The following is a 15,791-nucleotide window of genomic DNA, read 5'->3' on the forward strand; positions in this document are numbered from 1 at the left end:
GATGTTCTTCTATTTGATCCTTCCAGTAGTTCAGCATTGATCGAAAATAAAACACTTCGTAGATTCCATCCCGTATTCCGCACACAACGTCGTTTTTTATCAGTTATTTGCATTTTTAACAAGAAGCATCTCAAATGTCTACTGCGGCCTTTCTCATTGATCTCTAAATCGAAATTGACTAGTTGGTTAGAAAATTCCATAATCGCATCAAATCTTATGAGGACATCTTTTTTAAAATCTGTTTTCCTGTTTCTTTTGACTGATATCTTCCTCTTGTGTCTCTATGACACCGTACTATTCGGTGCGGATACAAAAGGATCTGTGACTGGTACTGTTCGATATTTTGGAATAGCCCCTCTCCCTGATTCTGAAACCGTTAAGGCCGATCCTGAAGTGTGCGGAACGAATTATTTAGAGGAAACGTCAGTTAATTTTAGAAATAAGGGAGTCAAAAATGCCATTATTAGCCTAAAAAAGAAAACGGATGGTATGAATCCTATAGGGGATGAAAAGAGAATTTACCTAATCAGTAGAAACTGTCATTTTGAACCATATGTAACTGCAATACAGGTTGAAAACAGTTTAAATATCGAGAATAAAGATCCAATACTTCATGTTTTGAAATTTTCTAAGAAAGATCAAGTTCTATTTACTTTACCTCTGCCGGCACACGGAAATCTTGTCAGAAAAATCGACCAATTAGGTCTTATTCAAATAAAATGTGTTATTCATCCTTTTATGAAATCATATATCGCGGTCCTAGATACTCCTAATTATTTACACAGCGATTACAATGGTTCATTCCGTTTCCCAGAGCTTGATCCCGGTCAATATAGTTTAGCCATCTGGCATAAAGCATTTGGATCGATAGAAAAGGAAATTGAAGTCCCACCGGGAAAGGTCTTAAACCTGGATTTCGAATTGAATCAAAAATAGTTTTTTAAAGTCCTTCCAGAAAGCTTCATTCTAGCCTTATTCTAGAAACCTGTAGATTAGAAACGGTATTCCTCGCTTTTAGATACCCACCTATTTATAATGCTTTAGTGAAAATGGTATTATGTGTTATGGCAAAAACGAAAAAAGAACAGCGCACCATATTATTATGATTCCGGAGTATTTTTCGATTAAAAAAGATTAAAAATATTTTTATATGGATTGGCCAGTTCTCAAAGTCAGAGATGTTCGGGGTGGACATCCTTCTCAGCGGCGTAAACTGCATACCTGTTTCTCTGTTTTTTGGCTCTATACATCGCCATATCAGCACGGCTAATTAGGATGCCAGCAGCTTCACCATGCTCTGGAAAGAATGCAATCCCAAGACTGGCAGTCACATTTAGAGAGCGACCTTCCACTGTGAAGGGTTGTTGCAGAGTATTCAGGATTTTCTGCGAGACCCGAATCGTACCCTCCTGATCAGTATTTGGTAACAATATTCCGAACTCGTCGCCGCCCAGACGCGCCAAAGTATCGGACTCCCGTAATGCGACACGAATTCTCGGCCCTATCTGTTTCAAAATCTCATCTCCACAAAGATGTCCATGTGAATCGTTAATTTCTTTGAAAAAATCTAGATCTAAAATTCCAAACGCACCTGTCCGATTCTCGCGTTGACCAGCCTGGATTGCTTGGTGCAGGCGATCAAAGAGCAGGATTCGGTTAGGAATACCGGTCAGCGGATCACGCATTGCTTGAATTTCCAGTTCGGAAGCATGGCGTTCAACTTGTTCATACAGGCGGGTCTGTTGAATAGCCACTGCCAAAAGGTCAGCCATCTCACGGGCGATTTCCACGTCTTCGAATGTAAAACTGTTTGGATGCTCCGATCCCAAATTAAGTGTTCCAATTAATCGGCTCTGGCATATTAAGGGAACATTCAGGTAGGCGCGCACCCCATCAGCTTTCAGAAGTTCAATTGCCGGTGTCGGCTGTATCAGGGAGTGGATGTCCTCAACACTATGAAAGTTGCCTTGCGTAAGCTGTCGAATATCCAGGAAATCAAAAGCTTCCAGTGGAAGACTTGCTCCCACTTTTACCCGACTGGTGCTTTGGCTATCCATAGCAAGAACGGTGGCTTCGTGGATTTTAAGGTCGAACAAGACTACACTTGCTCGATAATAGGGAATGAGCTGCTTCATTCGATCGATTGCCACCTGTGCAACCCCTTCTGATGACTGCACCGATAGAATGGCCCGATCAATCTCATGAAGTATTTTCAGTCGATCTGAGTAGCGGCGAAGAGACTGTTCAACTCCCTTTCGTTCGGAAATATCTCGAATTACGGCAGTGAAAGTGGTTCGTCCCCCTTGATTGAGTTTGGATATTGCAGCTTCAGCTGGAAACTCGGATCCGTCCTTCCGTCGACCGAATACCTCTTTCCTCTCGCCCATACGTCGGACTTTTACGGGACTGGCTGAAAAATCCTGGAGGTGCTGGCGATGAACTTCGGTGAAGCGTAAAGGGAGGAGCTGGCTAAGCGGGCGGCCCAGAATTTCTTGAGGGGAATAACCGAAGATTTGTTCAGCAATCTGATCAAACTGTATTATTTTCTGGGATTCATCTACAGAAATGAGGGCCGCCTCAGCGATATTCAACGCTCCAACCAAACGCCGTTCCGATGAACGCAACGCCTCATCCGTTCGTTCACGATCCCTAAGGGCCGCCGACAGCACGAGTCCTGTTATACAAATGATACTGATAAACGATTGTAAAAGCATAAGCGATTCATTGAATTTTTCCCTCACAAAAGGACCAGATCCCATGTTGGTGCCCCAGATGGAAAGGCCGGTAAGGAATAGCGTCAGTACAACCACGCCGCCTGAGCCAAACCGTAGTGCGACCCAAACCATGAACGGGATGAAAAGAAAGGCCACCGGCAGATGACTAATGCCGATGTAAGAGTTGCCGCTGAAGATGACAGATCCAGATATAAGCAATAATGTAAGGATTAGTGCTGCTTCAGCAATCCGCCGGGATGCCCAGCGGTTCTGAGGACAGCGGCTCAACACCAGCAAGAAAGGTGTGATGGTCATGATTCCGACAAAATCGCCAAGCCACCATGTCCACCACGAGCTGGAATAGTTCTCCCATTCGCTAAATCCTGAAACCGCCATACTCGTCGTGCCGATCGAGGATGCTACCAGACAGGAAACCATCTCGATACCCACAAACTGGAAGATTGATGAAACAGAATCAATGGGATTGCGGGTACCGGTCAGCCGATGGATCAAAAACGCGCCAATCAGCGCCTGCGCCGCAGAGCCTGCAGCAATAACCCCGGAGATCGCTATGGAAAGGTGGCTAACCGATGCATGACTGGCGAAAAACCAGTTGTTGACCACGAATGAGCCGAGCCAGATCCCTGGCCAAACGCGGCTTCCCAATAGCAGGACTGCAGCCAGAGAGATTCCCGAGGGCGGCCAAACGGCCGTTATATTTCCGGGTGGGATGGCCATTAAGAAGCCGATCTTTCCAGTCACAGTATATAGAGTGGCGATCCCAACAATTTCTACTAACCGTTTCATCGAATTTGAGGATGAGGTGGTCATCGGAAACGCCTTTAGAATGAAATGGAGAATTGGGGATAAGCTTTGATGCACTGATATCGATGCATTATTGGCCTTAACCCCGCTTAGATGCAGGCGGGCTCATCAATCATCCGTACGAATGGATGAAATTGAAATGACAACTGGAACAGCACTTATAAGAGTTCAATTACTGTTCGGCCGTTTAAAACATAATCAAGGTATATTTTAGAAAGAATATTACAAACCTTACGATACAGTCAAGAAAACCAAGATGAGGTTAGATATACCCCCGGGAACCATTTCAAGTAACGGCTGGTTCCAGATCCAGATCTCTGGGGGAAACAAGTTACTCTGCCGAAAAATGGGTCCAGAAACGGGACTCGGAGCTCTTAAACTCTTCCAGAAATCGACGGGGTTCCCCTTCTTCATTTTATATAAGACTATAAACGGCAATCCTCGCCATTTTCTAAAATAAGCACTTGACATATAGTAACCTATGCGTTACCTTAAGTTATGCCAAAGAGAAAGGTCCTCGAATTCTTAGAAGGAAATATATCTCCCTTTGGTAAATGGTTTGCCAAAATTGATAGTCAAGCTGCCGCTAAGGTAAGTACGGCGTTATATAGATTGGAGCAGGGCCACTCGTCGAATATAAAATCGGTAGGCGGAGGAGTCTTTGAATACAAAATAGACTTTGGACCAGGTTATCGGATTTATTTTGGGCGAGAAGGTGATCAGATCGTAATCCTTCTCGCCGGTGGTTCAAAGAAAAGTCAAAATAATGATATCAAAATCGCTCAGGAGAGATGGATTAAATATAAATTGAGAAGAAAGGCATAGGGGAACAATTATGGCATTAACCAGAACTTTTCGAAAAACGATCATGGAACGCGCTTCAAACGATTCCAAGTTTCGTCAACACTTGCTTTCTGAAGCCATTACCGAGTTTTTGATTGGAGACCTTGCAGCTGGAAAAGCGATGCTCCGGGATTACATTAATGCCACCATTACGTTCGAAGGTCTTGCGAAGGAATTAAAAAAATCGAGCAAAAGCATTCATAGGATGCTTGGACCTGGCGGAAATCCCCGGGCAGACAGTATTTTTGGAATTATTAAAGTCCTACAAATCTATGAGAAGGTTAATCTTCTTGTGAAAGCTAACAAAATCGCTGCCTAATTAAATAAAATCAATGTGTTGAAAAACTGACCCCAAAGACCGGTTTTGTTGTTATCTTTCATGCAGCGTGTCCATCCACCGAATCGCTTCTGAATCGCTCACTTTCCCCAGATAGATCCATTTTTAAAATGAAAGTGATAGATAAAATCACAATTTCTTCTGATTGGCCGGTAACACTGTCTTCTCCGGCCGGAAGGACTTCAACCTATTTCCAGCCGCCTCCCAGGGCCTTGAACAGATCGACTGTCGCGGCAAGCTGTGCACGCTGGGCCTCAATCCGGCTCAGCTCCGCATCCAAGAGACCCCGTTCCGCATCCAGAACATCCAGTTGGCTGGCCACCCCGTTATCATAACGGATCTTGGCAAGGTTTAGCGCACTCTCAAGTGCTTTTGCTCTCTTGAATTCCGCCTCCAGCGTCTCTCTGGATTTGCGCTGGGCAACCAATGCATTCAGCGTATCTCGAAAAGCATTTTGGATCGCCGATTGATAGGCCGCCAGCATTTCCCGCTGACGCGCTTTTGCTGCTTCGACATTCGACCCGGTGCGGCCGGCGTCAAAGATTTTCTGACTGACCGAAGAGGAGACCTGCCAGACCGCGGCAGGCGCGGAAAATAAATCTGTCAGATTGGGACTCTCTCCTCCCAGAAAACCGGTCAATGAAATCGAAGGAAAGTAGGCCGCCTTGGCCTGTCCAATCCGCGCATTGGCTGCTACAAGTTGCTGTTCCGCCTGCCGGATATCCGGACGAAACTCCAGCAGATCGGAAGGGAGTCCCGCGGGTACCGGAGGAGGTACGGTTAAGGCTTCTAGCGCGGAACCCCGTTCAACCGGTAAATTGACGATCTCTCGAGGCGTGCGGCCAAGGAGTACCGAGAGGGCGGTTTCCTGCTGGCCCAACTGGTTTTCAAGCGTCGGCAAAAGTGCCTCGGCTGCTGCAGTTTCCGCTTCCACCTGCCTGAGTTCAAGCTCAGAAGCAAGACCTGCCTCATATCTCAAGCGCTGCAAATTCAGGGAAACAAGACGGCTGGACAGCGTCGTTCGTGTCACCGCGACTTTTGCATCAAGCGCACGAAGATTAAAATAGCCGCGCGCGACCTCCGATATGAGCGCCAGCTTGACCGATTCACGGTTAAATTCCGTCGCGAGGAGATTGGCTCGCGCGGCTTCACTCGCACGCCGGTATTTCCCCCAAAGGTCAATCTCAAACGAAGTATTCAAGGTCGCTCGAATATTGTCATAAACCGGGTCGGTTCCCTGCGGTATCCCCAGTACACTCGACTGGCTCCCCCGGTTTCTCGACCGGATTCCGCTGACAGAGAAGTCGGGTAACTGGTCCGCCCGAGTCAATCCCAGGGTGCCGCGCGCTTCGTCCACTCTGGCAATGGCCAGTGCGAGATCCAAATTGTGCAAAAGTGAGTCTTCGACTATTTTCTCAAGACCAGGATCATGGTAAACTTTCCACCATTCCGCGGAGAGAGAATGGTTCGTCGTCTGTCCCGGCCACACCTCCGGAGTATCGATTTTTGGCCGGACATAGTCCGGCCCCAGGCCCATGCATCCGGAAAGAAGAAACGTCATGATCGTGATTTTAATGACTCGATTGAGTTTCATGACCCCCTCTCTTTCCGCTTGTGCTGTTCGATTTCATCTCTCATTTGGGAAGTTGACCGCTTTTCGGTCAGGTGACGGTCGGTCATGAGTTTAAAAAACATCGGGACAAAGAATATCGCAAGGAAGGTTGCGGCCAACATTCCCCCCATCACACCTGTTCCTACGGAAATTCGCGCACCGGCCCCGGCACCTGTTGAAAAGGCTAACGGCGACACCCCTAGAATAAAGGCTAACGAGGTCATCAAAATCGGTCGGAAACGGAGCCGGGAGGCTTCCAGTGCCGCAGCAGAGGGAGAAAGTCCCTCCTGATTTTTAAGAAGCGCGTATTCGACGATCAGAATCGCATTCTTGGCGGCCAGACCGAGAAGGGTCACCAATCCAATCTGGAAATAGACATCGTTTGTTAAGCCCCTGATCCAAACTGCAGAGAGGGCCCCAAAAGTACCAAACGGGAGCGCCATCAAAACCGAAAACGGCAATGACCATCTTTCATATTGGGCGGCCAGAATCAAAAAAACCATCACGACCGCCAGACCCAATGCAAACGCGGAAGTCCCTGTCGCTTTCTTTTCCTGAAACGAGGCTCCCCCCCAGTCATAGCTGAAATCCTTGGGAAGAACCTCTTTCGCAATCTTTTCGACCTCCTGAATCGCCTGTCCGGAAGAAACACCCCGCGCGCCTTGACCCATCAGTTTGACTGAAGGGAGATTATTAAATCGATCGAGAGAATCGGGTCCGGATGTGTAGGAGACTTTTGCCAATGCTCGGACCGGAATCATCTCCCCTTTATCGGACCTTACATAAAGATCTCCTATCGAATCCGGACGGTTTCGGAATGAAGGTTCCGCAGACATCAGCACTTCCCAGGTTCGGCCAAAGCGGTTAAAATCGTTGACATAATATGAACCGAGCGTGGCAGAGAGGGTATCAAAAAATTCGTTGATCGGAACGCCCAATGCCTTGGTCTTCTCACGGTCCACATCGATAAATAACTGCGGGACATTCGATCGCCAGAGAGTCTGGACGCCTCCGAGTCTCGGATCCTTGTTGGCTGCCGCCAGAAACTGATCCTTCACCTGGGCCAGTCGCCCTGCGCCCCCTTCGCCCCGATTTTGAATGTAGAATTCAAATCCGCCGGCATTTCCCAAGCCAAATATCGGCGGCGGGGCAAATGCAATGACCAATCCCTCTTTGATGTAGGCTGTTTTCATAAAATAATCACCAATGAGCTGGTGCGTGTTTGTTTTTCGTTCGTCCCAGTGTTTTTGCGGTACAAAGATAGTCGCCGCGTTGTTTCGATAACCACCACCGATGAAATCAAGCCCGGTAAAGGCGACTGCAAACTCGTTATCAGGATTGGATTGAATCGCTTTGACCACTTCTCCGACCACTTTATCGGTACGCTGTAACGTCGCTCCGTCTGGTAAAAATACCACGCCAATATAATAGCCCTGATCTTCATCCGGCACGAGACTGCCCGGTGTGATCTTCCAGAGCCCCACTGCAACCACCACCATGACGGCAAAGAGAGAAACTCCGATAACGCCATGGCGAATGATCCATGCGACGCCATCGCTGTAATGACCGGTCACACGGTGAAACCAGTTGTTAAACCAGGTAAAAAAACGGCCCGGCGTTTTATGTTCTCTCTTCAGAATCAGCGCAGTCAATGCGGGGGTGAGCGTCAATGCAACAATCCCGGAAAGGACGACCGCTATGGAGATGGTCACCGCAAACTGACGGTAGAGTTCTCCGGTCAATCCCCCCAGAAAAGCAATCGGGATAAATACCGCACAGAGCGTCAGAACAATGGCAACAATCGGGCCCGAGACTTCACCCATCGCCTTCAGCGCAGCTTCTCGAGCCGGCAGATGCTCTTCATGCATAATTCTTTCTACATTCTCGAGCACGACAATGGCATCATCCACGACGATACCGATGGCCAGGACCATGCCAAAAAGGGTTAACGTATTGATCGAGTAACCCAAAAGGAAAAGTCCGGCAAAGGTACCAATCAACGAAACCGGAACCGCGGCAAACGGGATTAACGTCGCCCGCCAGTTTTGAAGAAATAGAAATACAACCCCAAAAACCAGAATCATCGCCTCGGCCAAAGTCTTGACCACTTCACGTATGGAAACCTTGACGAACCGTGTCGTGTCATAAGGAATGGAAAAGGCCAGACCGGGCGGAAACCGGCCGGAGATTTCCGTCATCGTCTTTCCGACTTCAGCGGCCACATTTAACGCATTGGCTCCGGGCTGAAGAAAGATTCCGATCAGCGTCGCTTCTTTACCATTGACTCTGCCGATAAAATTGTAATCTTTTGAGGCGAGTTCGACCCGGGCGACATCTTTCAGTCGAAGCGCTGACCCGTCCGGGTTCGAACGGATCAAAATATTCTCGAATTCCTTTACATCAGAAAGCCTCCCGCGCGTGGTCACGGAGTAAACCAGTTCCTGAGGACCTCCCGTAGGCGATTCCCCTACCTTGCCCGCTGCAAACTGGGCATTTTGTTCATTTAAAACCCTGAGGAGGTCGCCCGTGGTCAGTTTCAATTGGGCCATCCGGTCTGGCCTCAGCCAGATCCGCATCGCATAATCCTTTGCTCCAAAAATTTGAACATTGGTTGTCCCTGGAATCCTTTTGATCGTATCCAGCACATTGAGCGTCACATAATTGCTTGTATAAAGGCCGTCAAACGTTCCGTCGGGTGAATAAAAGGCCAACACCTGCAAAAAAGCCGATGAGTTCTTTTCAACAGTCACCCCTTGCCGCCGGACTTCTTGAGGCAATCGCGACTCGACCTGTTTGACACGATTATTGACATTGATCGTTGCCTGGTCAATTTTGGTGCCAATGTCGAAGGTCACATTGATCGTAACGATGCCGTCCGAGGTCGAATTCGAACTCATATAGAGCATGTTTTCAACGCCGTTAATCTGAGTTTCAATCGGAGCGGCTACGGTCTGTTCGAGGACTTCTGCGGACGCGCCCGGATAAACAGCCCGAACAGTAACGATTGGAGGAGCAATCTCCGGATATTGTGCAACCGGGAGTGTTCGAATCGCGGACAAGCCTGCCAAAACCAAAAAAATCGAGAGAACGACCGCAAAAATCGGGCGATCAATGAAAAATCGGGAGAGCATGCGTCAAGTCCTTTCTTATTTTTTTTCAGAAACAGGGGAACCGGCGCCCGCCGTCGCGGGAACTGGGATTGCGGATGCCTCGGTGGTCTTTACCGGCGATCCCGGAGGGGCTTTAAAAAGTCCATCGACAATGACCTTGTCCCCTGGATTGAGTCCGCCCGTGATAACCCATTCCTCTCCTGTCCAGTCTCCGACCTGGACCGGACGGGGTTCCACAATCCCTTTTTCATTCACAGTCATCACCATTTTGGTATTAGGTCCTTCTATCACAGAGCGCTGTGGAATAGCGATGGCCCCTGGACGAACCCCGCCGGAAAGTTTCACCCGCGCAAACTGACCGGGACGAAGAATGTGCTTCGGATTCGAGACCACAGCACGGGCCTCGATGGTGCCAGTACTGGGATTGACCCGCACATCGGTAAAGTCCACTTTTCCGGAGCCGGAGTATTCGCTTCCATCAGCCAATTTCAAGGTCACGTCGAATTTTCCGCCTTTGGGAAGTTTAAGACGTCCTTCGGACACAGCACGGGTAAATTTCAGGTGCTCGGCCTCCGTAAAACTAAAAATAACGTTGATGGGATTGATCTGCGAGATCGTCGTCAGAAGCGTCTGCTGGGCTTCAACGAGGCTCCCTTCCGATTTGAGCGCTCGACTGGTAATGCCTGAAATAGGGGCTTCGACATGGGTGTAAGAGAGATTGAGCTTCGCCTCGGTCACCGCCGCTTCTGCGGACTTCAAATTCGCTGAGGCGATCTGTTCGGATGAAATGGCATCGTCATAATCTTTCTGACTGACCGCCTTGGCTTCCCAAAGCGGCTTCAGCCGGCCTGCGTTGCGGGACGCCTGGAAAAGAGTGGCCTGAGAACTGGCCAGATCAGCATCCGCTTTGGCCAAAGCCGCTGCGAAGGGTGCAGAATCAATTTCAAACAACTTCTGACCCGCCTGAACCGTCGAACCCTCTCTGTAGTTCCAATGCTCCAGGATGCCGGAAACCCGCGGCCGTACCTCGACCTCCCTCACACCAGCAATTTGCCCTACGTATTCAAATGTGGCTGGAAGATCGCGTGCAGAAAGTGTGACAATCGCAACTTCCGGAAGTTGCGGTGGAGCCGCGGAACGGGCTTGCTGGCTACATCCCAGAGTCCCCAATATCATCATTCCCAAGAAAATCCTGACTCCGTTGAGCTTCATCCGCTTCTCCTCTGTTTTAGATTTTCAAAAAATGTGGTTTCGATCCTATTACCATATCTTTAAATGGATTATTTTAATTTCGTTAACACATTGTTGAGCATTTTGGCATCCATTGTTGAGAGGTGTTTTAACAATCTCTGTTGCACCTCTCTCAGCTTTTCTACCCCCAGAGCGTGTCGTTCGCGTCCGAGTTCAGTAAGTGCCGCTTTCACCCCTCGACGATCGGAGGGATCCTCTTCACGTTTCACAAGGCCATCGGCTTCGAGCCGGTCTACCAGCTGGGTAATGTTTGATCTGACACAAGTTAATCGAGATGCCAGGTCGCTTAAGGTCAGGGCTTCACCTTCATCTACAAGTTTCGAGAGGGCTCCCATTTTTGCAAGCGACAATGCCACCTCTTCCAAAGCTGTTTCGAGATGCGATTCAAGGGCATGTCCAATTTGGACGAGAAGAAAAATGACGTTATTTTCAGTACAGGATGAACTGCTCATCTGTTTACCGGAATCTAATTCATTCATAGATGAACTATACAGGTGTGATGTTTCCTTGTCAATTTTTTTATTGACGACTAGGCAATTGACACAATCTTTAATTGAAAAAGGGAGAGGAAATCAAAAATGATAAGAGATTTCGGTATAACTTGCGGTATTTTTGCTCAAACTCCCAAAAAACGAGTCATCCGGACCTCGATAAATATCTGCGGCAACGACTATTTTCCATTGGTCGGTGATGGCATAGGTCGCCTTTGGGCGTATAAGGGTGTCATGGCGTGTCCAGGTTCCAATTCCGGCGAGTTCCGCTTCAAGCGTTTCATTAAACCATTTGTTGCTTACCCTTATCGAAGCACCTTCCGAAATTCGGTCCAGCTGGTTGTTGAAGAGCGCTTCCTCCGTGGCGACGGAGCGGGCAATGGGATCTGCTATACCTCCGGGATCTTGATAATCTAAGACCTCTCTAAAAATAAACTGGAGGTTAATATTGAGGTAGTCCAGGAATGTCCGCTCTCCTCCGAGGACGAAAAAAAGAAAGGGACTTTTTATAAACGGATTCGAACTGTCGGAATTTTCAGTAAGCGTATAGGCGGCCTCCCCTCTCAATCCGAATCTTTCGACTGCCGCCGCGCCATCGATACCGAAGGTCTGGATTCGGTGGTGGCTCAGGAGAATGTTCAATGGCGGGGGTTGAATGGAAAGGACGGACAAGGAATCAAGAGAAAGATCGGGATCAAGATCGAACCCATCATAGTAGGATATGGAACCATCCCAGTTTCTCCCGGTTGATTCCACTTTCACACCCCATTGCCCAACGGCATTGTCAGGCTCTTGTTCGCGAAAGGTCAACTGTGCAGAAGATTGGGGTAAGGGAAGGTGATTGGGCTTAAAGAAGGGGATCCAGTAACCTTGAACATAGTAAGCTCCAATATTCGTCGAGCCCTTTAATCCAATTGAACCGAATCGTTGGTCATTTTCGTCCGGAAATAAAAGTGTGTAATCCCGGGGACTTAAATGATCCGTCGGATTGACCTGATCCGCTCTTCCCCAGACAATGATCTGTTTTCCAATCCGGAAATCAAACGGGCCGGCGGCCAAATCAATATAGCCTTCCCGAAGCATACTCATCGTTTCGTTTCCCTGGAATAAATCGGAGTTAATGATCCACCCTTCGAAATGGCCCTTTGCAAGGGAACCGATGGCAGGGGCGGTTTTGATCCAGAGTGAAGCGGTCTTCAGATCCTCCCGGTCATCAAGACTTCTTGAGCCGGTCCAATAACCTCCCTGGGCCGAGCCGGTAACGGGAAAGGGGGGTACTTCTTCACCCCTTGCCTGGAAGGAATACAAAATAAATAGAATTAAAGGAACCCAACGGAACCATCTCCTAGTCCTCTTTTTCAAGATACCGGATGGTAAAGAACTCATCTTTAATTCCCTGGTTGCTTTTAAAATTCTCTAAGTGAATGATTGAACGATGGCCGCTGTCGAGATTGAGAGCTTCCATTTTCATGGCCTGCCATTTTCCTTTCGCCTGATCGACCAGCTCGACCTCGCCGAATTGAAAAGATTTGTAGGGTTGACCCGAAGGGTCCCAGGTTTCACCTTTGATCATCACGAAATTATCTTTTCGTATCCAGCTGAGTCGTTTTGAATAGCCATTTGTCGACCGAACCAGATCATTCTTGGGCAAGGATTCAATGAGATAACAGGCCTGGTGATCGATTTCTTCTTCCTTAAGAATCTGATGATGCCAGTCGCTCACTTTATAACCGATCACATCTCCGTAGGAGAAGTCCGTTCCCATAAAGCTCTCTTTCTTGTTGGATGAAACGAGCCTGCGTACCTTCCTGAGAGCCGGAAGATAGACCCAGATTTCATCCTCCTGATCAGCATGTTCGATGATGAGGGTCGAGGTCCCTTTGACATCGGAAGGCGAATTAAACCGGGTCATTCGCATATTGTCAATTCCGTTGGATTGTAATTTTGTCGTTCCAAAAGTCTTTCGAATCCGTTCCTGTCCCCCTTTGTTGACTAAAGTGAAGGTCGCATTCGAAACCGAATCCTGGACTTTGGCGATTTTGAAGTTTTTTTCCATGATTTCCTCACCCGACAATTCAGCCGCAGTTGCCTGGGGAATCAAAAGGAAATAAAATCCGGCCGCAAGGAGAATCGCCACGGTAATTTCTTTGGACCGGATTGCACGGGCGCGTTTCTGATTAAAAATGAAATCCGGCTTCAAAGTATAGACCAGGGCAGGCAATATGGTGAGCGCCGCAAAAGAGCTGAAAAACATGGCCGCCGCGGTCAGCATGCCAAACCAGAGATGAATATAAAATCCAAATGAAAAAAGGAGCACGCCATATCCAATTGAAACGGCCGTCGCGACGTAAAGGACTCCTTTTCCGGCCGTGGTCAGCGCTATTTGAAAGGCCCGATCGATGTCTCCTCCCCGTTCAATCTCTTCTCTTAACCGGTAAATCAGATAAATTGCGTAATCGGTGCCGATCCCAACCGTCATGGCCAGAATCACCGACGTCCCGATATTCAATCGAATGCCACCATAACCCATGATCGCGAAATTACCCACCGCAGCTAACAGGAGGGGAACCAATACAAAAAAGCCGGCAAAGAATGAGCGAAAAACCAGAGACGAGATTAGATAGATGACACCACCAATTTGCAATACATTAAGAATTTTTCCCTGAACGATGACCTCATTCATGGCGGCACCCGAGGGGGCTCCGCCTCCAACACTGACTCGTACCCGTCCGTTTTGTCTAAACGCCGTCGACATAAAAGGATTGAGTTTACTGACAAGTTTTTGGAGATAAACGCTGTTATCGGTCTTCAAGAAACCCTTTATTTCGGCATTCTGGTATCCATTGTCGACATAACTGTCAAAATCAAGGGGATCGCCCGACATGGAATAAAGGAGAAGATACTGGGAAATGAGTTCCTGGCTATCAGGTATGACGGCAAATTTCGGATCATCTCCGTTCATCGCCTGGTTCATCCGCTTGATGAAGTCAGCCAGCGATATCGTCTTCCCGACATACGGCTGTTGATTGAGGAATTGTTCTGTGTCGTCCATGGCTTTGAGAATTTTGGGGTTCTTGATCGCATCTTCCTCTCCTCCTTCTACCAGGATGTGAAAATCAGCCGTTCCTCCCAGTTGTTCATTAAGTCGGGCATCTTCTTTTTGAAAATCGAGATTTTTGGAAAAATATTGCTTGTTGGCATTTTCAATGGTCACCCGAAACATTCCAACAAGGCCAACAACCAGGAACATTCCGGCAAACAGGTATATTTTCCATCTCGACGGTGATGTAATCCATTGGGCAAACGACGCTGTTACGCGATCCCAAATTCTCTCTTCTCTTTCCCGGATTTCTTCCCTTTCTTTTGGAGGCGGAAGCAGAGAACGAAGCGAAGGAATAAAAGTCATTTCAAGAATCAACGCGCATAAAATACCGAGTCCGGTAAAAATCCCAAATGTCTTGATGACTGTCATTTTAAATACGATCAGCGAGAAGAAACCGAGAACAGCGACCATTCCGGCAGTCAGCATCACATATCCGATGCGCAACATCGATTCGGATATTGCCTTTTGACTTGCCTCTTCCGGTGTCAGGAGCGTGGTCTGACGTAGTCGATGGTATTCTTCGTAATATCGCTTGAGGATCTGAACGGCATGTCCTGCAGCCACCGCCAAAATGAGAATGGGCGTACTTGCATTAAAGGCGTCCATCGGGACACCTGAAAGCCCCATAATTCCCACCCCCCAGACGACAGCCAGCAGAGAAGTCACGAGCGGGAGTATGAGTCCTTGAAAGGTCCGAAAGGCCTCATAATGAATCAATCCGATTAACAAAACGGCCAGCGGAAACAAGAAGCCCATTCTTTGCGAGTAACGTTCAAATTCAGCGCCATAAACCGGCCATCCCCCTACAGCGATATCTACCGTTGTATCGCGTTGGGGATCCACAATCGCTCTGATTTTACCCATGATCTCCTGGTAACCATTTTTAGGATCTTTGAGTTCGATAATAATGGATGCGGTTCTCTCGTCCTTTGAAATAATCAAGTTATAGAAAATAGGATTGGACCGGATCCGATTGCGGAGTGTCTCGAGTGCTTCCGGGCTTTCAGGAATTTTTTCATCGAGAAATGGTTTAACTTCCATTCCGTCTGCCGTCCCTTTTATCCATTTGGCTTTCGAGGCGGCGATCGAGAGGACATTCTCCTTGACGATTCCCTGCGTTGACATCAGACTTGTGGTCATTTCTTTTACTTTTTCCAAAACATCGTGTTGGAATGCATCGCCCCGATTCGGGGTCACGCCAATAACAATAATGTTTTTGGAACTAAACCATTTTTCAATTTTGTTCGTCGTGATGACATAAGGATGGTCCTGGGGCAGATTGGTATTCGGATCGATGACGACATGCAGATTGCGAATCTGAAAACCCAAAAAGAGCGTGACCAGAATGGTGATGGCGATAACGAACTTTCGGTATTTTAAAATAAATTCTATATACGTTTTCACGTGATACTCCTTACAACAGGTAACCCGCCAAGTCCAGTTCACTGACCTGTCTCATCAACGATTTGACAGAAGAACTGCTCTAAGTGACTTCGTCCTGATGT

General features: G+C 47.9%; 10 protein-coding genes. 3 read left to right on the plus strand and 7 right to left on the minus strand.

Going from position 1 to position 15,791, the window contains the following annotated elements; all coding sequences use genetic code 11:
- The first annotated feature begins 321 nt into the window (after nt 1-321).
- The gene (locus HY200_01955; GenBank protein ID MBI3593700.1) at nt 322-936 is read left to right on the plus strand and encodes a hypothetical protein; all 615 of its coding nucleotides are present in this window, start codon (nt 322-324) and stop codon (nt 934-936) included.
- A gap of 236 nt (nt 937-1,172) precedes the next feature.
- Here the strand turns inward: HY200_01955 and HY200_01960 are convergent, their stop codons facing one another.
- Nucleotides 1,173-3,545 carry an MASE1 domain-containing protein gene (locus HY200_01960; protein MBI3593701.1) on the minus strand — a complete coding sequence of 791 codons (2,373 nt, stop codon included), beginning with the start codon at nt 3,543-3,545 and terminating at the stop codon, nt 1,173-1,175.
- A 492-nt stretch (nt 3,546-4,037) separates the two neighbouring features.
- Between HY200_01960 and HY200_01965 the strand changes: the two genes are divergently transcribed.
- Both HY200_01965 and HY200_01970 read left to right on the plus strand, forming a co-directional pair.
- Nucleotides 4,038-4,364, plus strand: coding sequence for a type II toxin-antitoxin system RelE/ParE family toxin (locus tag HY200_01965; GenBank protein ID MBI3593702.1), 327 nt, complete (start codon nt 4,038-4,040; stop codon nt 4,362-4,364).
- Nucleotides 4,365-4,374: 10 nt separating this feature from the next.
- Entirely contained in the window at nt 4,375-4,701 is a 327-nt protein-coding gene (locus HY200_01970) for a transcriptional regulator (GenBank protein ID MBI3593703.1), read from the plus strand.
- 205 nt (nt 4,702-4,906) lie between these two features.
- On the opposite strand, the gene HY200_01975 is transcribed toward HY200_01970, so the two are convergent.
- The 6 genes from HY200_01975 to HY200_02000 form a co-directional block, all read right to left on the minus strand.
- Nucleotides 4,907-6,313, minus strand: coding sequence for an efflux transporter outer membrane subunit (locus tag HY200_01975; GenBank protein ID MBI3593704.1), 1,407 nt, complete (start codon nt 6,311-6,313; stop codon nt 4,907-4,909).
- A complete protein-coding gene (locus HY200_01980) occupies nt 6,310-9,462 on the minus strand; it encodes a multidrug efflux RND transporter permease subunit (protein ID MBI3593705.1) in 3,153 nt (1,050 codons plus the stop codon). Before HY200_01980 ends, HY200_01975 begins: the two co-directional genes overlap by 4 nt.
- 15 nt (nt 9,463-9,477) lie before the next feature.
- Nucleotides 9,478-10,653, minus strand: a complete 1,176-nt coding sequence (locus HY200_01985) for an efflux RND transporter periplasmic adaptor subunit (protein ID MBI3593706.1) — start codon at nt 10,651-10,653, stop codon at nt 9,478-9,480.
- 68 nt (nt 10,654-10,721) lie between these two features.
- A complete protein-coding gene (locus HY200_01990; protein ID MBI3593707.1) occupies nt 10,722-11,171 on the minus strand; it encodes a MarR family transcriptional regulator in 450 nt (149 codons plus the stop codon).
- 93 nt (nt 11,172-11,264) lie between these two features.
- Entirely contained in the window at nt 11,265-12,569 is a 1,305-nt protein-coding gene (locus tag HY200_01995; protein MBI3593708.1) for a hypothetical protein, read from the minus strand.
- Entirely contained in the window at nt 12,529-15,690 is a 3,162-nt protein-coding gene (locus HY200_02000) for an outer membrane lipoprotein-sorting protein (protein ID MBI3593709.1), read from the minus strand. Before HY200_02000 ends, HY200_01995 begins: the two co-directional genes overlap by 41 nt.
- Between the last annotated feature and the right edge of the window lie 101 nt (nt 15,691-15,791).

This window comes from Nitrospirota bacterium, assembly GCA_016194305.1.
Classification (GTDB): domain Bacteria; phylum Nitrospirota; class Nitrospiria; order JACQBW01; family JACQBW01; genus JACQBW01.

Excerpts from the sequence above, each read along its gene's own strand:
- HY200_01960 (MBI3593701.1), bottom strand. The coding sequence starts at position 3,545 with ATGACCACCTCATCCTCAAATTCGATGAAACGGTTAGTAGAAATTGTT.
- HY200_01965 (MBI3593702.1), top strand. The coding sequence starts at position 4,038 with ATGCCAAAGAGAAAGGTCCTCGAATTCTTAGAAGGAAATATATCTCCC.
- HY200_01970 (MBI3593703.1), top strand. The coding sequence starts at position 4,375 with ATGGCATTAACCAGAACTTTTCGAAAAACGATCATGGAACGCGCTTCA.
- HY200_01975 (MBI3593704.1), bottom strand. The coding sequence starts at position 6,313 with ATGAAACTCAATCGAGTCATTAAAATCACGATCATGACGTTTCTTCTT.
- HY200_01980 (MBI3593705.1), bottom strand. The coding sequence starts at position 9,462 with ATGCTCTCCCGATTTTTCATTGATCGCCCGATTTTTGCGGTCGTTCTC.
- HY200_01985 (MBI3593706.1), bottom strand. The coding sequence starts at position 10,653 with ATGAAGCTCAACGGAGTCAGGATTTTCTTGGGAATGATGATATTGGGG.
- HY200_01990 (MBI3593707.1), bottom strand. The coding sequence starts at position 11,171 with ATGAATGAATTAGATTCCGGTAAACAGATGAGCAGTTCATCCTGTACT.
- HY200_01995 (MBI3593708.1), bottom strand. The coding sequence starts at position 12,569 with ATGAGTTCTTTACCATCCGGTATCTTGAAAAAGAGGACTAGGAGATGG.